We start from the raw sequence: 18,359 nt of genomic DNA, 5'->3' as shown, positions 1-18,359 counted from the left end.
CGCGCCGGGGGCATGTATCTTCCGGCGTCCATGGCTTTTGAAGATCTCAAGCAGCGCGTGAAGCCGGACTGGCGCGAGGCCCTCCGGAACATCCTGGACAAGGCCCGCTCGCTCGGCCCCCAGGCGGTCCTGGCGTTCGACCTGGACTCCACCCTCTTCGACAACCGCCCCCGCCAGGCGCGCATCCTGCGCGAGTACGGCGACGCGCGGTCCCTGCACCTGCTCTCCGTGTGCGAGCCGCGCCACTGGGACACCGGCTGGGACATGCGCGCCGCCATGCGCGCGTGCGGCCTGGAGGACGCGGAGGTGGAGCAGCGCTACGCGGACGCGCGCGCCTTCTGGCAGGAGCGCTTCTTCACCAGCGCCTACTGCGTCTCCGACGAGGCCATTGATGGCGCGGCGGACTTCACCCAGGCGGTGGCCGCCACGGGCGCGCAGGTCGTCTACCTGACGGGCCGCCACGAGGCGATGCGCGAGGGCACCGTGGCCTGCCTCGCGCGCTGCGGGATGGTGACGCCCCCCGGCGCGGACGGGCGCGTGCACCTCATCATGAAGCCCACGCTCGCGGAGAACGACGACGCCTTCAAGCGCGACGCGCACGCGCGCCTGGGCCGCATGGGCACCGTCGTGGCGGCGTTCGACAATGAACCCACACACGCCAATGACTACCGCCACCGCTTCCCGGAGGCGACGGTCATCCACCTGGCCACGGACCACTCGGGACGGGCCGTGGAATTGATGGATGGCATCGTGTCGGTGCCCCATTTCTCCATGGAGGACGTGACGCAGCGCGCCTGAAAGAAAGGCGTGATGGACGACGGTTTCTGAAAGGCTTTGGAAGTCCCATGGCCGCGCGCTAAGAGGCGCACGGCGTTCGCCGCCCTTCCCCCTCGGGTCTTCAGGGGCGGCCCAGACGGAGGCATGCCGCGGTGGCCAGCGCGTACTCGAAGGACCTGTTGTTGACGATGTACCGGAAGATGTACCTCCTGCGCCGCTTCGAGGAGCGGGCCGGCCAGCAGTACACGCTGGGGAAGATCGCCGGCTTCTGCCACCTCTACATTGGCCAGGAGGCCGTGGCGGTGGGCTGCAACGAGGCCATCCGCCCGGATGACTACATGCTGTCCGCCTACCGCGACCACGGCCAGCCGCTGGCCCGTGGCAGCGACGCCGGGATGATCATGGCGGAGCTGTTCGGCCGGGGCTCCGGCTACAGCAAGGGCAAGGGCGGCTCGATGCACATCTTCGACATCGAGCACCACTTCTACGGCGGCTACGGCATCGTCGGCGGGCAGATTCCGCTCGCGGCGGGCATGGCCTTCGCCAGCCGCTACCGCAACGAAGACCGCGTCACGGTGTGCTTCTTCGGCGACGCGGCCGCCAACCAGGGCTCGTTCCACGAGACCTTCAACATGGCGCAGAAGTGGAAGCTGCCGGTCATCTACATCTGCGAGAACAACCGCTACGGCATGGGCACGGCCATCGCGCGCACGTCCGCGGTGCCGGAGATCCACAAGCGCGCCTCCGCGTACGGCATGCGCGGTGAGGCCGTGGACGGCATGGACGTCCTCAAGATGTACGAGGCCGTGAAGGACGCCGCCGAGTACTGCCGCGCGGGCAAGGGCCCCGTGCTGATGGAGGCGAACACCTACCGCTTCCGCGGCCACTCCATGGCGGACCCCGCGAACTACCGCACCAAGCAGGAGGTGGAGGACGAGCGCAAGAACGACCCCATCCCGAAGCTGCGCGAGTTCGCGATGAAGCAGGGCCTTGGCCTGTCCGAGGCGGACTTCGAGGCCATTGAAGAAGAGGAGAAGCGCGCGGTGGACGCGGCGGTGAAGTTCGCCGACGAGTCGCCCGAGCCCAGCGTGGACGAGCTGTGGCGCGACACCATCGTGGAGCCGGGCGAGGAGGACGTGCGCCCGCGCGAGCGCGTGCTGGGCGTGAAGGTCACCAACTGGCCGAAGTACCCGTCGGGCCAGGAGCTGAAGGTGACCTGGGACCTGGAGCCCCGCGCCGAGGCCGAGCAGGCGGACAAGAAGGCGGGCCTGAGCCGCTAGCGCTCACGTTCCCTCCAAGCCACTACCCTTTCGAGATTCGAGTTCGGAGCCGACGATGCCCGAGTTGATGTATCGCGAAGCGTTGAACCAGGCGCTCGCCGAGGAGATGGAGCGCGACGCCAATGTGTTCCTCATTGGCGAGGAAGTGGGCCGCTACAACGGCGCGTTCAAGGTGTCCCAGGGCCTGCTGGACAGGTTTGGCAGCGCGCGCATCATCGACGCGCCCATCAGCGAGCTGGGCTTCACGGGCCTCTCCGTGGGCGCGGCGGCGGTGGGCCTGCGTCCGGTGGTGGAGATGATGACCTGGAACTTCGCCATCCTGGCGATGGACCAGATCGTCAACAACGCGGCCAAGCTGCGTCACATGAGCGGCGGCCAGTTGCGCTGCCCCATCGTGTTCCGCGGCCCGGGCGGCGCGGGCGGCCGGCTCTCCAGCCAGCACAGCCAGGCGCTGGAGGCCAACTACGCGCACTTCCCCGGCCTGAAGGTGATTGCCCCGGCGACCCCGGCGGACGCCAAGGGCATGCTCAAGAGCGCCATCCGGGACGAGAACCCGGTGGTCATGTTCGAGGGCGAGCGCCTCTACGCCATCAAGGGCGAGGTGCCGGAAGGCGAGCACATCGTCCCGCTGGGCAAGGCGGACGTGAAGCGTGAGGGCACGGACGTCACGCTGATCACCTGGAGCCGGATGTACTACTTCTGCATGGAGGCCGCGGAGGCCCTGGCGAAGGAAGGCATCAGCGTGGAGGTGCTGGACCTGCGCACCCTGCGCCCCCTGGACGAGGAGGCCATCCTCGCGAGCGTGCGCAAGACGAACCGCGCGGTCATCTGTGAAGAGGGCTGGGCGCTGGCCGGTGTGGGCGCGTCCGTGGTGGACCTCATCCAGTCCCAGGCGTTCGACGACCTGGACGCGCCGGTCGTGCGCGTCACCGGGTTGGATGTGAACATGTCCTATGCGGCGAACCTGGAGAACGCGACCCAGCCGGACGCGCCCAAGATCATCGCCGCCATCAAGAAGGTCCTGTACCGCGAGGGAGCCTGAACGCGTATGGCGACGCCCATCCAGATGCCCAGCCTCTCCCCGACGATGAAGGAGGGGAAGATCGTCAAATGGCTGAAGAAGGTGGGAGACAAGATCTCCTCCGGAGACGCCATCGCCGAGGTTGAGACGGACAAGTCCAACCTTGAGGTGGAGGCCTTCGACGACGGCTACCTCATTGAAATCGCCGTGCCCGAGGGCGAGGTCGCCACGGTGGGTTCGCCCATCGGCTTCCTCGGTGCCAAGGGTGAGAAGGCCACCGGTGGTGGTGCGCCTTCGGCCCCCGCGCCCCAGAAGGCGGAGGCCCCCAAGGCCGCGGCTCCCGCCGCCGCCCCGAAGCCTCCCGAGCAGGCCCCGGCTCCCGCCGCCAGCGGCGCGGGCGAGGGGATTGCCATCCTGATGCCCAGCCTCTCCCCGACGATGACGGAGGGGAAGATCGTCAAGTGGCTGAAGAAGGAAGGGGACAAGGTCTCCTCCGGGGACGCCATCGCCGAGGTGGAGACGGACAAGTCCAACCTCGAGGTGGAGGCGTACGACGACGGCACGCTCGCGCGCATCACGGTGCAGGCGGGTGACATGGCCAAGGTCGGCGCGCCCATCGCGTTCCTCGCGCCCAAGGGTGCCAGGGCCGGGGCCTCCGCTCCGGCGGCCGCGCCCCAGGCTCCGGCCGCCCCGAAGGCTTCCGCTCCCGCCGCCGCGGCTCCGTCCGCGCCCGCCGGGGGACAGGTCGTCCCGCTGCGCCGCGAGCCCCAGGCTCCGGCCTCCGGCGCTGGCGGCCGGCTGCGCGCAAGCCCCCTGGCGAAGCGCATGGCCCAGGAGCGCGGGCTGGACATCAGCCAGGTGCGCGGCACCGGCCCGCTGGGCCGCGTGGTGAAGCGCGACGTGGAGCAGGCGCTGGGCCAGGGCCTGGCGAAGGCTCCCGCGCAGGCGCCGGCGGCGAAGAAGGCCGCGCAGCCGGAGGTTCGCGCCTTCGGCACGCGTCCGGAGCCGCAGGCGGTGCCCATGTCCTCCATGCGCAAGGTCATTGGCCAGCGCATGTCGGAGGTGAAGCCCGGCGTGCCGCACTTCTACCTGACGGTGGAGGTGGAGATGGACGCCGCGGTGAAGATCCGCGAGGAGGCCAAGGCGCTGGACCTCAAGGTGTCCGTCAACGACATCATCGTGAAGGCGGCGGCCATCGCGCTGCGCCGTTCACCGAAGATGAACGTGTCGCTCCAGGGCGACCAGGTGCTGCACTACGGCACCGTGGACGTGGGCATCGCGGTCGCCATCGAGGATGGGCTCATCACCCCCATCATCCGCGACGCGGACCTCAAGGGCCTGCAGGCCATCTCCGCCGAGTCCCGCGACATGGCGGAGCGCGCCCGCAAGCGCGCCCTGAAGCCGGCCGAGTACAACGGCGGCTCGCTCACGGTGAGCAACCTGGGCATGTACGGCATCGACCAGTTCATCGCCGTCATCAACCCGCCCCAGTCCGCCATCATCGCGGTGGGCGCCGTGGCGGAGAAGGCCGTGGTGCGTGACGGCCAACTGGCGGTGCGCAAGATGATGACGGTGACGCTGTCGGGTGACCACCGCGTCATCGACGGGGCCACCGGCGCGGAGTACCTCCGCGAGCTGAAGGGGCTGTTGGAGCACCCCTCGCGGCTGCTGTTCTAGCGGTCGAGCGGTCCGCCGGCTTCCGCCCCCGTGTGACACGCACGGGGGCGGGGCCTGGCATGGGGCTACTCCCGCGTCGGCTCGTCCTTCTCGACGTCCTTCTCCAGCTTGCGCTGGGCCTCGGTGACGTCCGCCTGTTCCGCGCGGCGCGTGCCCGTCTCCAGCTCCTCCTCGTGCTCCTGGCTGCGGCCCTGGATGCCGGGCCACGGCTCCGGGCGCGTGGCCTCCACGTGCTTCACCGGCTTCACGTCCTCGTTCTTCGTGTTCGCCATGGTGCGTTACTCCTCCCCGGAGTCGGGGGTGTGGGTAGGACTTCCGTGGCGGTACGGTGGGATGCCCGCGCTGGTGTGGCCACCCGGTGGGATGGAGGGGCAGAGCGCCTGCCTGCCTGACTCCCTTCGGACGGCGAAAAAAGGTCGGCAGGCGGCGGGGTTCGCTGCTTAACTTCTCACTCAATGAACGACGACATGACTCGTGAGCGCCTGGGACTTGGACTGCGGGAGGTGGAGCCTTCAGGGGCCCCGCTGACCCCGGTGGTGTCCCTGGCGCACTCGCTGCAGCAGGCGCTGCGCGGCGCGGTGTATCCGCTGACCGCGGAGCAGTTGATCTGGGTGGCGCGCGAGAACGAAGCGCCCTCCCACGTGGTGTCGCTCCTGGGCACGCTGCCGCGGGGCCGTTTCCCGTCGGTGGACACCGTGGCCCTCGCGCTCGGGAACGCCTCCGTCTGAGGCGGAGTGCTGTGCGCGACGTTCGCTTTCGGCCTGGGTACAAGGTACCCCCAGGCGCGCGGCCGGACGTGCGCGTTATCCTCGGCGCGACCAGCCTGTCTTCCGGATGAGGAAGCCACGGTCTGGAGGAGCTCCATGAACGCCTCGGACCTGCCCGCCGTGCTGTACGTGGACGACGACGCCCTCAACCTGAGGGTGTTCGACGCCAACTTCGGGCAGCGGTTTCGCATCTTCCGGTGCTCGTCCCCCAACGAGGCCCTGGCGCTCCTGGAGCAGCGGCGCTCGGAGATTGGCGTGGTGCTGTCCGACCAGCGCATGCCGGGGATGACGGGCGTGGAGCTGCTGGAGCGGGCCCGCACCATCGCGCCGGACGCCAAGCGCATGCTGGTGACGGCGTACGCGGACATGCAGGCCGTCATCGACGCGGTGAACCGCGGACAGGTGACGCGCTACTTCGTCAAGCCGTGGGACCGCGCGGAGCTGCTCGCGGCGCTGGAGGACTCGCTCAAGATTGCCCGGCTGGAGCTGCGCATCCGTGAGGTGGAAGGCCGGATGATGAAGTCCGAGCGTCTGGCCACGCTGGGGCAGGTGACGGCGGGCATCGCGCACGAGCTGATGGGCCCGGTGGGCTACCTCACGCAGAACGTGTCCTCGCTCCAGCGGGACATGGAGCGGGTGGTGCAGTACGTGTCGAAGCACCTGGCCACGGATCCGGACGCGGAGGTGTCCTCCACCATCGAGGACCTGCCGTCCCTCATCAAGGACCTGTCCGAGGGCGCCACCCACCTGCGCGGCGTGGCGCTGGGCCTGCGCGCGCAGGCACGTGGCGAGGACATGGAGGCCACCGCGGAGGTGGCGGAGGTCGTCTCCTTCGCGGTGAAGCTGGCGCGAGCGGAGGTGCGCGACCGGGCGCGGCTCACCAGCAACGGCGAGCCCATCCGCATCGTCTTCGGGCCGGTGAAGCTGTGCCAGGTGCTGCTCAACCTCATCGTCAACGCGGCGCAGGCCATGGAGGGCACGGACCGTCCGGGCCGCATCGACGTGCGGTGGGCGGCGCGGGAAGAGGACGTGGTGCTGACCGTGTCGGACAACGGCTGCGGCATCCCCATGGCGCTCCAGGAGAAGGTGTTCCAGCCGCTGTTCACCACGAAGCCCGTGGGCATCGGCACGGGGCTGGGCCTGTCCATCTGCCGGGAGCTGGTGACGCAGTTCGGCGGTCAGCTCCGCCTGGCGTCCACGCCGGGCGAGGGCACCGAAATCGAGCTCACCTTCAAGCGAGCCCCGCTCCCTTGAGCCCGAAGGCGTTGTGCAGCAGCCGCCACACCCGGTAGAGGGTGTCGCTCTCCTGGGCCCGCACGTCCCGCACCAGGAGTGCGCGCCGGGGCGCGGTCTCCGGGCCGTACTCCACCACGAGTGCGTATCCGCCCTTCGGAGGCTGGACGATGTGCACCGCGCGCACATCGTCGAAGGGGAAGACCTCCGTGCGGGCCGCGCCCGGCGCCCACGCGAGCGTCTCCAGCCGCAGCGACTCCGTCTTGAAGTGCAGCACGAAGCGCCGCCGCCGCAGCCGCGCCTCCGTCACCAGCGCGCCGCCCACCAGTCCCCCCGCCAGCAGGAGCAGCAGCGTCGCGGGGCCCGGCGTCCGGGCGGTGTCCAGCACGAGCAGCAGCAGCCCCACCCCCGTGCACACGGCGGCCCCGGCCACGAGGAGCGTGGGCAACAGCCGCAGCGTCCAGGGCGGCGGCAGGGACTCCCCCACCAGCCGCCCCCCGTCGTAGAAAAGCCGCACGTCGCCCAGCCGCGGGGGCACCCGGTTCTCCCGCAGCGCGTCTTCGAAGCTCACCGGGAGAGCATAGTGGGCGCGCCTGTTTCCCACCCTCGAAGTTGGACGAGAGCTGTGCGATCCTCCCAATTCATGGATCTCCCGTTCGAGACCGGTGAAGGTGAAGGGGAAGGGCGGGGGACGCTCGCCTCGAAGGTGCTGCTGGTGGATGACGAGCCGGTGGTGCTCGACATCTGCGTGCGCCTGTTGGCGCGCGAAGCGGACCTCATCGTCTCCCCCGTGGGCAGCGCGGAGGAGGCGCTCGTCCTCTTGAAGGACCAGCGCTTCGACGTGCTGGTGACGGACAAGAACCTGCCCGGCATGGGCGGGGTGGAGCTCATCGCCGAGGCGCGGCGGATGCAGCCCGCGCTGGAGGCGGTGATGATCACCGCCTACGCCAGCTCCGAGTCCGTCATCGCCGCGTTCGCCGCCGGGGCCAGCGACTACATCGTGAAGCCCTTCGATGACCTGCGCGTGCTGCGGGCCAAGGTGCGCGCCGCGCTGGAGCGCCGCTCGGAGCGCGTGCGCACGCGGGACGGCGCCCGGGAGATGGCCCGGCAGGCGGCGGCGTTGCTGGACGCGGGCCGGGACGCGCCGGAGCCCGCGCACGAGGCGCTGGAGACGGAGCTGCGCAACTACGAGCAGGCGGTGCGCCTGGGCCACGGCGGCAACGTCGCGGTGGTGGGCAGCGCCGAGGCCGTGAAGGTGCTGCGGGACGCGTCCTTTGAAGTGGTGGAGCTGCCGCCGTACTCGCCCCAGTTGGAGAGCGCGGACGTGGTGGTGGTGGAGACCGGCGACCCCCAGTGGCACACGCTGGCGGAGCGCCTCCAGGGCCGCTCCCCGGACGTGGTGCTCCTGGCCAGCGCGGACGCCGACCTGAGCGACCTCCTGGATGCCATCACCCTGCGCATGGACCTGGTGGGCTACGGCCAGTCCAACGCCGCGCGCGTCCTGCCGGAGAAGGTGCGGATGCTGCTGATGCGCCGGGGCATCCAGCGCGCCCAGCAGCGGCTCACCGCCGCGCTGGACGCCTTCCGTCAGAGCATCGCGGCCCCGAACTGAAGCGGAGGAGCGCCCGGGCCACCGGGCCGCCGCGGCCCGCGTCCAGCCACCTGGACGCGAGGGCAGGGCAACATGGCCCATGGCCCGCAAAGCGAAACGCCCACCTTCGTTTCCGAAGGTGGGCGTCTCATTTGTGACCCTGCCGGGATTCGAACCCGAGTTTGAGCCGTGAGAGGGCTCCGTCCTAACCACTAGACGACAGGGCCGGCTTGCTTCCCTACAACCGCTTCGTTTCTGCTGCTGCTTCCTACATTCTCCGTTTTGCTTCGTCAACCGGAGATTTTCAGCTGGGGAACTAGGATTCGAACCTAGATAAGCAGAGTCAGAGTCTGCTGTCCTGCCGTTAGACGATTCCCCAAGGCGCTGCGTGCTGCGTTGTTGCGGGCGCTTCTACTACCGACTTCTGCTGCTGACTTCAACTACTTCGTTTTCCTGACCGGCTTGCCTTCGTTCTTCTTCGCCGGCTTCGCCGCCCCCTGCAGCGGGACGACGTAGATGCGAACCTCTTCGTTCGCTTCGTAAATATTCAGCCCCTCGAAGTTCTTCCCGGAGGGGTTGGAGATGTGCACGGCCTTGACGCCCGGCTGGTTGACGATCGACCGCCTCGGGTAGCTCGAGGTCGGGTAGACGTTCTTGTAGTAGTCGAGCGTCGCGTCGAAGTCTCGCGAAGCCCTGTACCTGTTCTCGCCCACCTTCTGGGCACCATCCGGAATCTGCGCGCCGTTCACCAGCTCGGCGCCGGAAGCCGTTGCCCAGAGGGCCAGCAGCACCGCCCCGAGCGGGCGCGCCTTATAGAAATGCGGTCTCAGGCTGTCAAGCGGTCGCGTCATCGCCGGCCAAGATAGGGCCCGGCGATGCCCGCGTCCACCGGCAATCTCACGTCCCGCGAGCGAGCGCCGCGTCGATGCGCTTGAGGGCTTCCTCGCGCCCCACGAGCAGCAGCGTCTCCCCGATGCCGGGGCTGGTGGTGTTGCCGGTGATGGCCACGCGGATGGGCTGGGCCACCTTGCCCATGCCCACCTGGGCGGCCTCGCTCACCGTCTTCACCACGCCGTCCAGCGGCTCCACCGTCCAGGCGGGCAGGGCGGCCAGCTTCTCCCGGGCCTGGCGCAGGAGGTTGAGCGAGTCCCCGCCCAGGTGCTTGGCGGCGGCCTTCTCATCCAGGGTGACGCCGCTCTTGAAGTAGATGGACGCGGTGTTCGCCATCTCCTCCAGGGTGCGCGAGCGCTCGCGCAGCGCGAGCACCAGCGGCTCCAGGCGCGCGTCGCCCTTCGCCTGGAAGCCGCGGGCCTCCAGGAAGGGGACGAGCCGCTCCGCGACCACGGCCGGGGGCAGGAGCTTGAACCACTGCTGGTTGAGCCACTGGAGCTTCTCCGGGTTCCACACGCCGGAGGTGCTGCCCACGCCGTCGAAGTCGAACCACTCCACCATCTGCTCGCGGCTGATGACCTCGTCGTTGCCGTGGCTCCAGCCCAGGCGGATGACGAAGTTGAGCAGGGCCTCCGGCATGATGCCCGTGCGCTTGTGCAGCATCACGTCCGCTTCCGGGTGCTTGCGCTTGGAGAGCTTCTCCCGGTCCGGCCCCAGGATGAGCGGCAGGTGCGCGAAGTCCGGCGGCGTCCACCCCAGCGCCTGGTAGAGCATCAACTGCGGGAAGGTGGAGTTGATGTGCTCCTGGCCGCGCGACACCAGGGTGATGTCCATCAGGTGGTCGTCGATGACGCAGCCGTAGTTGTAGAGCGGGATGCCGTCCGCCCGCATCATCACCCAGTCATCCAGGTCCGAGTACGGCTTGGTGATGGTGCCCAGCACCTTGTCGTTGAACGACACGGTGCCCTCGCCGGAGGGCATGCGGAAGCGGATGACGGCGTCCTCCAGCTTCTTGCCGGGGGGCGGGGCCTTCAGGTCGTGGCAGGTGCCCTCGTACTTGTACGACCCCGGGCCCTTCGCCTTCTCCACGGCCTCGCGGCGCTGGGTAATCTCCTCGCGGGTGCAGTAGCACCGGAACGCCTTGCCCTGGGAGATGAGCAGCTCGGCGTGCCGCCGGTACGTGTCCAACCGCTGGGTCTGGAAGTAGGGACCGTACTTCGGGTCCTCCTTGCCGGGGCCCTCATCCCAGTCCAGGCCCAGCCAGTCGAGGCCGTCCAGGATGGCCTGGACGGACTCGGGCGTGGAGCGCTCCTGGTCCGTATCTTCCATGCGCAGGATGAAGGTCCCGCCGTAGCGCTTCGCGTAGAGGTAGTTGAAGAGCGCGGTACGGGCGCCTCCGATGTGGAGGTATCCAGTAGGTGACGGAGCGAAGCGGACGCGGGGTTTTGACGGAGCCATGAGCAGGCGCGCGATAGCAGGACGGGTGCACGAGGGTCAACGCAAGCCGCCCGCTTGGGGTTAGGCTGCGCGGCCAAGGAGACTATCCATGTCGATTCGACACGCGGTTCGCACGGTGGTGCTGGCCACCCTGCTCGGAGGGCTGCCGGTGGGGGCCACCACGATGCTGCGGACGGACCTGCCGCAGATGGCGCAGACGTCGGACGCGGTGGTGCAGGGGGTCGTCCGGCGCGTGCAGAGCCGGTGGAGCGGGGACAACCGCCGCATCGTCACCGACGTGGAGATCCAGGTGACGGAGGCCCTCAAGGGGCAGCCCGGCGGCACGGTGGTCGTCACCCAGCCGGGAGGCCGGATGGGCGACATCGGCCAGGTGGTGAGCGGGCTCGCGTCCTTCTCCGAGGGCGAGGAGGTCGTCGTCTTCCTGGAGAAGCGCGGCGCGGCCGCGTTCCAGTTGTCCGGCATGGCGCAGGGCAAGTACCAGGTCCAGCGCGCCGGCCCGGGCGCGATGGCGGTGCCGGCGTCCACCGGGGACGCGGTGCTGATTGATCCGAAGACGCGCCAGGAGACGGTGTCGAACGCGAAGCCGGTGACGCTGGAGGAGCTGAAGGCCTCCGTGCGCGCGGCGGTCCAGGCGCAGCAGGCGGCGCCCGCGAAGAAGGGGGCGAAGTGATGGGCGCGCTCGCGTCATGGGTGGTGCTGGCGGCGGTGATGGGACAGAGCTCCGCGCCGTACGTGCGCAGCCGGGTGACCCCCGGGGACGAGGCCACGCAGTGCCTGTACTGGACGCAGTCCAAGGTCACCTGGCAGCAGAGCACCGTGGGCAACCCGAAGGTGACGAACCACACGGAGTTCGACGCCATCACCCGCTCGTTCCAGAGCTGGCAGGACATCTTCGCCTCCTGCGGCAACCTGACGCTGGCGGAGGGCGCGCGCGTGAACTCCCGGACGGTGGGCTACAGCCGCTCCGGCGGCAACATCAACCTCATCCTCTTCCGGGGCCGCGCCTGTCGCGAGGTCGTGGACGCCAACGACGCGTGCTTCACCCAGGACACGTGCGCGAACACGTACGACTGCTGGGATGACAGCGACGGCACCATCGCCATCACGCTCACCACGTACGACGAGAACACGGGCGTCGTCTACGACTCGGATATCTCCTTCAACGCCGCGCGCTTCAACTTCACCACCGGCAACGGCGGCCCGTGCGGCATCGTCGCCACGCCGGACTGCGTGGACACGGACGTGCAGAACACGGCCACCCATGAGGTGGGCCACTTCGTGGGCCTGGACCACACGCTGGCGACGGGCTCCACGATGAACCCCAGCGCCCCGCCGGGCGAGACGTCCAAGCGCAACATCGACTCCGGTTCGCGCAGCTTCGTGTGCGCCGCGTACCCCAAGGGCAGCGCGAGCCAGCCCTGCCTGCCGGTGAACGGCAATGGCAACGGCAATGGGAACGGCGACGGGGACGGCGGCGACGACGGCTGCACCGCGGCGGCCGGCGGACTGGCGGTGCTGCCGCTGCTGGCCGCGGCCTCGCTGCTGGCCCGCCGCCGGCGGGGTGGACGGTGAGCTGTCGCCTGCTGCTCCTGGGAGTGCTGCTGTGCGCGGGAGCGGCGGGCGCGCAGCAGGACTTCAAGCGCACGCTCGTGCCGGGCCGCCCGCTGTGCCTGGTGTGGCCGGGGCGTGACTACGTCTACCACCTGGACGCGGCCGGCAGCACGCGCACGCCCGGGGACACGGAGTTCGCCGCCATGGAGGCGGCCTTCGACGCGTGGCGGGCGCTGTCCGCGACGTGCAGCGACTTCCGCTTCATCCGGGGCGAGGACTGGTCGCGCTCCGTCGAAATCGGCTACGACCAGGAGCACCCCTTCGACAACTACAACGTCGTCACCTTCCGCGAGCGCAACTGCCAGGACGTGGCCCCGCCGGACGACGCGTGCTGGGGGGAGGAGACGTGCGGCAACGTCTACCGGTGCTGGGCGCACGGGGGCGCCACCATCGGGCTCACCACGTCGTCGTTCAGCTTCAAGGACGGCGCCGTGGTGGACTCGGACATCGAGCTCAACGCGGCGGAGACGGACTTCGGTCCCAGCTTCCTCTTCACCACCGTGAATGGCCCGCCGTGCTCGGGCACGCCGTCCGCCGACTGCGTCGCCTACGACGTGCAGAACACCATGACGCACGAGATTGGCCACGTCGTCGGGCTGGACCATGTCTTCTCCGCGGGCTCCACCATGGAGGCCACGGCCTCCCAGGGAGAGACCTCCAAGCGCGTCATCGACGCGGGCTCCGCGGCCGGCTTCTGCTCGGCCTATCCGCGCGGCCTGCCGCCCACGCAGTGCCGCATCCCGGAGGACCCGGGCTTGAAGCTGGTGGCGGACGGGAAGGGCACGGGCTGCGGCGCCTCCTCGGGAGGGCCGGGCGTGGCCGCCGCGCTGCTCTGGGGCGCGGCGCTGCTGCGCAGGGGCAGGCGGTCAGCGGCCCCCCGGGTCGGCCCCCCTGGCGCTGCCCCGGGCGGAGCGCGCGGTTAGACTCTGGACGTGGCCGTCGCCTTCTTCGACCTGGACAGGACGCTGCTCGCCGCCAACTCCGCGTCGCTCTGGGTGCGCCGCGAGCTGGCGCTGGGCCACATCTCCCGCTGGGAGGCCCTGCGCGCCAGCCTGCTGCTCACCCGTTACCACCTGGGCTTCGTGGCCATGCAGGACGTGCTCCTGCGCGCCACGGCGCTGCTCACGGGCTCCGACGCGAAGGCCCTGGAGGCGCGCTCCGCGGACTTCTACGCGGAGGCCGTGCGCGGGCAGTACCGGCCCGGGGCCCTGCTGGCGCTGGAGGCCCACCGCGAGGCCGGGGACCGGCTGGTGCTCCTCACGTCGTCCTCGGGCTACCTGTCCGACCTGGTGGCGCGCGAGCTGTGCCTGGACGGCGTGCTGTGCAACCGCTTCGAGGTGGACGCGGCGGGGCTGCACACCGGGCGCCCGCTGGGGGCCGTGTGCTTCGGCGAGGGCAAGCGCTTCTACGCGGAGGCCGCCGCGAAGGACGCGGGGGTGCCGCTGTCCGCGTGCGCCTTCTACACGGACTCGTACTCAGACCTGCCGGTGCTGGAGGTGGTGGGGCGCCCGGTGGTGGTGAACCCGGACCACCGGCTGCGCCGCGAGGCCCGGCGGCGGGGCTGGCCGGTGGTGGACTGGGGCGTGCCTCCGGGAGGCGCCACCCCGTCCGTCCCTCCGTCGCCGCCGCTGGTGCCCTCCACCGGCCCCTGATGAGGAGGCGGGCGCGGTGGAGGCGCGTCGCCTTCTTCAGCGGCGCGGGGACACGAGCCGCATGGTGAACGTGTAGTCCACGTTCGCCGGGCGGCCCTGGTACTGGATGGGCTTGTAGACGCGGGACTGGAGCGAGTCGAGCACCGCCTTGTCCATGTGCTGCACCATCTTCAGGATGCGGCAGTTCTCCACGAGCCCCTTGGTGGTGATGGTGCAGCGCACCGCCACGAGCCCCTCCGCCTTGATGGCGAGCGCCTCGCGCGTGTAGGCGATGTCCCGGCCCTCCTCCAGCAGCACCGGCCGCTCCATGGCGTCGTTGAAGGGGATGACGGCGTTCGGGTTGACGGGGGCGAGCGCGCCGGTCGTCAGCGACGGCACCGCCAGGCTGCCCGCCGCGCTGACCGGCGCCGCGGCGGAGGCGCCCAGCGCGCCCAGCGCCTTGTCCGACGTCGTGGCGGGGACCGCCGCCGGGGTGGCCGGGGCCGTGGCCTGCATCATCACCGGCGCGGCGAGCCCGCCCGGCGTCGCCGGGGCCACGTTCTCGAAGTCCTCGGGGGTGGAGGCGCTGGCCAGGTCCACGCGGCTCGGGCGCTCGCCGCCGCCCCGGCGCTTGGTCAGCTTCTGGGACAGCACCACCTCACCGGAGCCGCCGGTGATGATGGTCTCCGTCTGGTAGCCCTCCAGCGCGAAGGTCAGCTCCGCGGTGATGCTGCCCTCGCTGCCCAGGGGCAGCTCCATCACGAAGGGCGTCACGCCCTTCTCCTTGCCCTTGTAGTAGACGCGCGCGCCGGACGGCTGGCTCATCAGCCGGAAGCGCACCTTGCCCGGCGCGGGCGCCGCCGTGGGGGCCTCCGCCACCGGGGCCTGCGCGGTGGGGGCCGTGGCCGGGGCCACCGGCTGCGCGGGCCTCTCCTCGGGGCCGCTGCCGCGCAGGAGGAACAGCGTGATGCCCACCAGGCCCGCCACCATCACGCCACCCAGCGCGCCCATCATCAGCGTGCGCTGGCGGGCGCGCTGCACGTCCGCCGGCACCTCCACGCTGATGTCCACCGCGAGCCCGCCGTCCGCGGGCTCCGCGTTGCCCACGTTGGCGAACAGCGGGGACGCGTAGGGGCCCGTCGTCGGCGGCGAGGGGTAGGGGCCCGTCGTCGAGGCGCCGCCCAGCCGGCGGAACACGCCGCTGTTGCCGCCCGCGGCCATGTGCGCCTCGCGCAGGCCCTCCAGCAGCTCGTCCATCGTCTGGAAGCGCCGCGCCGGATCCTTCTCCAGGCAGCGGCGCACCACCATTTCAATCTCCGGCGGCACCGCGAGGTCCGGGCGCACGGACTGGAACGTGGGGGGCGGTTCCTTGTAGTGGGCGAAGATGAGCTCGATGTGGTCGCGCGCGATGAAGGGCGGCCGGCCCATCAGCATCTGGAACAGCATGATGCCCAGCGAGTACACGTCGCTGCGGGCGTCCGCGATGTTGCGCGCCTGCTCCGGCGCCATGTACTGGGGCGAGCCCAGGAACGTGCCGTTCTGGGTGATTTCGGGGCTGACGGGCCCCTCCTGCTGCGGCGCCACGGACTTCACGAGGCCGAAGTCCAGGACCTTCACCAGGTCCTGATCCGCCTCGTTGAGGATCATGATGTTCGCGGGCTTCAGGTCGCGGTGGACGATGCCCAGCGCGTGCGCCTCGCGCAGCGAGCGGCACACCTGCTGCGCCACCGACACCGCGCGCGCCCAGGGCAGGGGGCCCGCCTGGCCCAGCACCTGCTGGAGCGTACGACCCTCCAGGTACTCCATCGCGATGTAGTAGATGCCGTCGTCCGTCTGCCCGTAGTCGATGACGGTGACGGTGTTCGGGTGCCGCAGCTTCGACGTCAGCGACGCCTCGCGCAGGAAGCGCTTCTGGAAGCCGGGGTCGCGGCTGCTCGGGAAGTTGGGGTTGAGCACCTTGAGCGCGACGACCCGCTCCAGGGGGGCTTGCAGGGCGCGGTACACCTTGCCCATGCCACCCACGCCCAGGGGCTCCAGAATGCTGAAGCGGCCGTTCAACGTCCGGCCGATGAGCGGATCCGTTCCCGGCGCCTCTGGGCTCGGGGAATCGCTCTTGATCATTCGTGTCCCCTAGAAGCTGCGTGCAACATGGTTTCTCCGGCAAAAGCAGCGCACCTGCATCCAAGCACAACTCGCCGGTGCGGCGCACGCCAAGGGGGTCCGGAATCCACCACGTCGGGGCAAGCGCGACCCCGGTCGCAGGGGGGGATGTGAGTCGCGACCTTCGGGTAAGCCCGCATTGCGTTGGGCAGGGCTCCCGGATTACGGTTTTTCTTCCTGCCCGCCATGCGGTGGGCCGAGTTCTCCAGATGGCCGAAACCCCCAGAGTCCCCGTTGCTCCTCAAGCGCGCCGGATCTCCGTGCAACAGCGCCTGAGCGCGCTGGAGGCGGAGCAGAACCAGTTGCGCCAGGAGCTCGTCTCCCTGCAGGGCGAGGTCCGCCTGCCAGGCCTCTACCTGACCGTGGAAGCAGGCGACACGACCGCGCTCGTGCCCGCGAAGCAGGTGCAGGAGGTGGTGCGCCTGGTGGCGTTGGATCCGCTGCCCGGCGCGCCGGCGCACGTGTCCGGTTCCTTCGTCTACCGCGGCAGTCCGGCGGTGGTGGTGGACGTGGCGCGCCTGCTGGGCGTCCGGCGCACGCCGGATCTGGACTCGCTGCTGGTGGTGGTGGACGCGGGCCGGATGGTGGCGCTGCTGGTGGACCGGGTGAAGGACCTGGTGGAGACGCCGGTGCTGGTGGACGGCTCTCCCAACGGCGAGGAGAAGCTGCCCTGGGACGGCACCGGGCTGATGGCCGGGCTGTGCCGCACGCCGGAGGGGCTGCGCCCGCTCTTGCGCACGAGCGCGCTCCTGAACGGTACGGAGGGCCTGTGAGCGAAGGGCTTCTCGACGACGCCACGCTCGCGAAGGTCGAGGAGGTGCTCCAGGGCGCCTGCGGCCTGACGCTCGCGAGCAGCCTGCGTCGCTCGTTGGAGCCCGCGCTGTCCCGCGCGGCGCTGACGCGCCACATGTCCGAGGCGGCCTTCCTGCGCCAGTTGCTCATCCGCGAGCCGACGGCGGTGGAGGCGTTCATCGAGCACGCCGTCATCGGCGAGACCTACTTCTTCCGCCACCCGGAGCACCTGCGCGCGCTGGCCTCGCGGGCCCGGCTGCACCAGGGGGGCCCGTTCCACGTCTGGAGCGCGGGCTGCGCGAGCGGCGAGGAGCCCTACAGCATCGCCATGGCGCTGATGGCCGCGGGGCTGGGCAACGGCGGGCGCTTCCGCGTGCTGGCGACGGACGTGTCCGGCCGGGCCCTGCAGCGCGCGAAGGCCGGCGTGTACAGCCCGTGGTCGCTGCGGCGCATCGAGCCGGACCTGGAGAAGCGCTTCCTGGTCGCGCACCCGGGCGCGGCGGGCAATGACGCGCAGCACACCGTCACCCCGGACGTCGCGCGCACGGTGGACTTCCGCCGCCACAACCTGGCCACGGACGCGGTGCCGTCCCTGGGCTTCCACGCCATCTTCTGCCGCAACGTCCTCATCTACTTCACGCCGCAGTTGGTGCGCGCGGTGCTGAGCCGGCTGGTCAGCGCGCTCGCGCCGGGCGGGCTGCTCTTCGTGTCGCCCGCGGAGGTGCCGCTCACCAACGAGATGGGGCTGGAGACGCTGGACGTGGACGGCACCCCCGTGCTGCGCATGCCGCTGGAGCAGCCGTGGACGGCGGGCGAGTCCGCCACCGTGGCCGCTCCGCGTCGCGACGCCCAGGCGGCCCTCGCCGCCGCGCTCCGCCGGGAGACGCCGGTGCCGGGCAGCCTGCGGCTCTCGCCCCGCGCCACGCCCGCGACCCTGCAGGCCTTCTCGGCGCGGCCGTCCAGCCCGGCGCCGGTGGCGGAGGCTCCGCGGTCCCAGGCCCCGGCCTCCACGCCGGCGGCTCGCGCGGCCCAGGACGCGGGCCTGCTGACGCGGGCGCTGGAGGCGGCGCACGCGGGCCAGTTCGACGAGGCGGAGGCGCTGGCGCGCGAGGCGGCGCGGGCGCTGTCCCCGGAGGCGTACCTGCTCCTGGCGATGGTGGCCGAGTCGCGCAACGACCTGGACGCGGCGGTGGAGGCGGTGCGAAAGGCGTTGTACCTGGAGCCGCAGTTGGCGCTGGGACATGCGACGCTGGTGGCGCTCTACAGCCGCCTGGACCGGCGCGAGGACGCGGAGCGCGCGCGGCAGAACGCGCTGCGGGCGTTGGATGGATTGGATGACGAGCACCCGCTGCGAGGCGTGGAGACGACGATGACGGCGGGGGGCCTGCGGCAGGCGCTGGCTCCCCGTTCTTCGCAGATGGGCTGGCAGGGCGCGCGCTGAAGGCCGGGGCGCGCCGGTACACGTGAGGT

At 70.6% G+C, this 18,359-nt stretch carries 18 protein-coding genes and 2 tRNA genes; 13 read left to right on the top strand and 7 right to left on the bottom strand.

What is annotated here, in order from left to right:
- The first annotated feature begins 30 nt into the window (after window positions 1–30).
- From K8556_RS33045 to K8556_RS33030, 4 genes are all read left to right on the top strand, one after another.
- A complete protein-coding gene (locus K8556_RS33045) occupies window positions 31–798 on the top strand; it encodes a hypothetical protein (RefSeq protein ID WP_223744092.1) in 768 nt (255 codons plus the stop codon).
- Between the two features lie 131 nt (window positions 799–929).
- Window positions 930–2,057, top strand: coding sequence for a pyruvate dehydrogenase (acetyl-transferring) E1 component subunit alpha (pdhA, locus tag K8556_RS33040; RefSeq protein ID WP_223744091.1), 1,128 nt, complete (start codon window positions 930–932; stop codon window positions 2,055–2,057).
- A gap of 55 nt (window positions 2,058–2,112) precedes the next feature.
- Window positions 2,113–3,099, top strand: coding sequence for a pyruvate dehydrogenase complex E1 component subunit beta (locus K8556_RS33035; RefSeq protein WP_223744090.1), 987 nt, complete (start codon window positions 2,113–2,115; stop codon window positions 3,097–3,099).
- Between the two features lie 6 nt (window positions 3,100–3,105).
- Window positions 3,106–4,755 carry a pyruvate dehydrogenase complex dihydrolipoamide acetyltransferase gene (locus tag K8556_RS33030; RefSeq protein WP_223744089.1) on the top strand — a complete coding sequence of 550 codons (1,650 nt, stop codon included), beginning with the start codon at window positions 3,106–3,108 and terminating at the stop codon, window positions 4,753–4,755.
- A 65-nt stretch (window positions 4,756–4,820) separates the two neighbouring features.
- On the opposite strand, the gene K8556_RS33025 is transcribed toward K8556_RS33030, so the two are convergent.
- Entirely contained in the window at window positions 4,821–5,027 is a 207-nt protein-coding gene (locus K8556_RS33025) for a hypothetical protein (protein ID WP_223744088.1), read from the bottom strand.
- Between the two features lie 195 nt (window positions 5,028–5,222).
- Between K8556_RS33025 and K8556_RS33020 the strand changes: the two genes are divergently transcribed.
- Both K8556_RS33020 and K8556_RS33015 read left to right on the top strand, forming a co-directional pair.
- Window positions 5,223–5,483: a DUF2795 domain-containing protein gene (locus K8556_RS33020; protein ID WP_223744087.1), complete on the top strand. Its 261-nt coding sequence runs from the start codon at window positions 5,223–5,225 to the stop codon at window positions 5,481–5,483.
- Between the two features lie 135 nt (window positions 5,484–5,618).
- On the top strand, window positions 5,619–6,776 hold the full coding sequence (locus tag K8556_RS33015) for a sensor histidine kinase (RefSeq protein ID WP_223744086.1): 1,158 nt from the start codon (window positions 5,619–5,621) through the stop codon (window positions 6,774–6,776).
- On the opposite strand, the gene K8556_RS33010 is transcribed toward K8556_RS33015, so the two are convergent.
- Window positions 6,754–7,326 (bottom strand): hypothetical protein, encoded by a 573-nt coding sequence (locus tag K8556_RS33010; RefSeq protein ID WP_223744085.1) that lies wholly within the window; start codon window positions 7,324–7,326, stop codon window positions 6,754–6,756. The genes K8556_RS33015 and K8556_RS33010 overlap by 23 nt on opposite strands.
- Window positions 7,327–7,398: 72 nt before the next feature.
- Here K8556_RS33010 and K8556_RS33005 point away from each other — a divergent pair, with 72 nt between their 5' ends.
- Window positions 7,399–8,367, top strand: coding sequence for a response regulator (locus tag K8556_RS33005; RefSeq protein ID WP_223744084.1), 969 nt, complete (start codon window positions 7,399–7,401; stop codon window positions 8,365–8,367).
- 134 nt (window positions 8,368–8,501) lie between these two features.
- On the opposite strand, the gene K8556_RS33000 is transcribed toward K8556_RS33005, so the two are convergent.
- The 4 genes from K8556_RS33000 to gltX all read right to left on the bottom strand — a co-directional run bounded on the left by K8556_RS33000 (window position 8,502) and on the right by gltX (window position 10,695).
- Window positions 8,502–8,573 (bottom strand) — tRNA-Glu (locus K8556_RS33000).
- An 81-nt stretch (window positions 8,574–8,654) separates the two neighbouring features.
- A tRNA-Gln gene (locus tag K8556_RS32995) sits at window positions 8,655–8,725 on the bottom strand.
- A gap of 61 nt (window positions 8,726–8,786) precedes the next feature.
- The gene (locus tag K8556_RS32990; RefSeq protein WP_223744083.1) at window positions 8,787–9,197 is read right to left on the bottom strand and encodes a hypothetical protein; all 411 of its coding nucleotides are present in this window, start codon (window positions 9,195–9,197) and stop codon (window positions 8,787–8,789) included.
- A 46-nt stretch (window positions 9,198–9,243) separates the two neighbouring features.
- Window positions 9,244–10,695 carry a glutamate--tRNA ligase gene (gltX, locus tag K8556_RS32985; RefSeq protein ID WP_223744082.1) on the bottom strand — a complete coding sequence of 484 codons (1,452 nt, stop codon included), beginning with the start codon at window positions 10,693–10,695 and terminating at the stop codon, window positions 9,244–9,246.
- 88 nt (window positions 10,696–10,783) lie between these two features.
- On the opposite strand from gltX, the gene K8556_RS32980 reads away from it, so the two are divergent.
- From K8556_RS32980 to K8556_RS32965, 4 genes are read left to right on the top strand one after another with little or no spacing between them, the layout of a single operon-like run.
- A complete protein-coding gene (locus tag K8556_RS32980; protein WP_223744081.1) occupies window positions 10,784–11,365 on the top strand; it encodes a hypothetical protein in 582 nt (193 codons plus the stop codon).
- Window positions 11,365–12,267: a myxosortase-dependent metalloprotease, MXAN_2677/MXAN_2678 family gene (locus K8556_RS32975; RefSeq protein ID WP_223744121.1), complete on the top strand. Its 903-nt coding sequence runs from the start codon at window positions 11,365–11,367 to the stop codon at window positions 12,265–12,267. The genes K8556_RS32980 and K8556_RS32975 overlap by 1 nt, the downstream gene beginning before the upstream one ends.
- Window positions 12,264–13,229 (top strand): myxosortase-dependent metalloprotease, MXAN_2677/MXAN_2678 family, encoded by a 966-nt coding sequence (locus K8556_RS32970; protein ID WP_223744080.1) that lies wholly within the window; start codon window positions 12,264–12,266, stop codon window positions 13,227–13,229. Before K8556_RS32975 ends, K8556_RS32970 begins: the two co-directional genes overlap by 4 nt.
- Window positions 13,230–13,238: 9 nt before the next feature.
- On the top strand, window positions 13,239–13,958 hold the full coding sequence (locus K8556_RS32965) for an HAD-IB family hydrolase (protein ID WP_223744079.1): 720 nt from the start codon (window positions 13,239–13,241) through the stop codon (window positions 13,956–13,958).
- Window positions 13,959–13,994: 36 nt separating this feature from the next.
- Here K8556_RS32965 and K8556_RS32960 read toward each other — a convergent pair whose 3' ends face one another.
- Window positions 13,995–16,058: a protein kinase gene (locus K8556_RS32960; RefSeq protein WP_223744078.1), complete on the bottom strand. Its 2,064-nt coding sequence runs from the start codon at window positions 16,056–16,058 to the stop codon at window positions 13,995–13,997.
- Window positions 16,059–16,306: 248 nt separating this feature from the next.
- Between K8556_RS32960 and K8556_RS32955 the strand changes: the two genes are divergently transcribed.
- Window positions 16,307–16,870: a chemotaxis protein CheW gene (locus K8556_RS32955; RefSeq protein WP_223744077.1), complete on the top strand. Its 564-nt coding sequence runs from the start codon at window positions 16,307–16,309 to the stop codon at window positions 16,868–16,870.
- A complete protein-coding gene (locus K8556_RS32950; protein ID WP_223744076.1) occupies window positions 16,867–18,330 on the top strand; it encodes a CheR family methyltransferase in 1,464 nt (487 codons plus the stop codon). The genes K8556_RS32955 and K8556_RS32950 overlap by 4 nt, the downstream gene beginning before the upstream one ends.
- The last annotated feature ends 29 nt before the right edge of the window (window positions 18,331–18,359 follow it).

Origin of the sequence: Corallococcus sp. AS-1-12 (genome assembly GCF_020036995.1) — a bacterium.
Classification (GTDB): domain Bacteria; phylum Myxococcota; class Myxococcia; order Myxococcales; family Myxococcaceae; genus Corallococcus.
The sequence above is the reverse complement of the archived record's forward strand: the minus strand, read 5'-3'. Positions and strand labels throughout refer to the sequence as shown.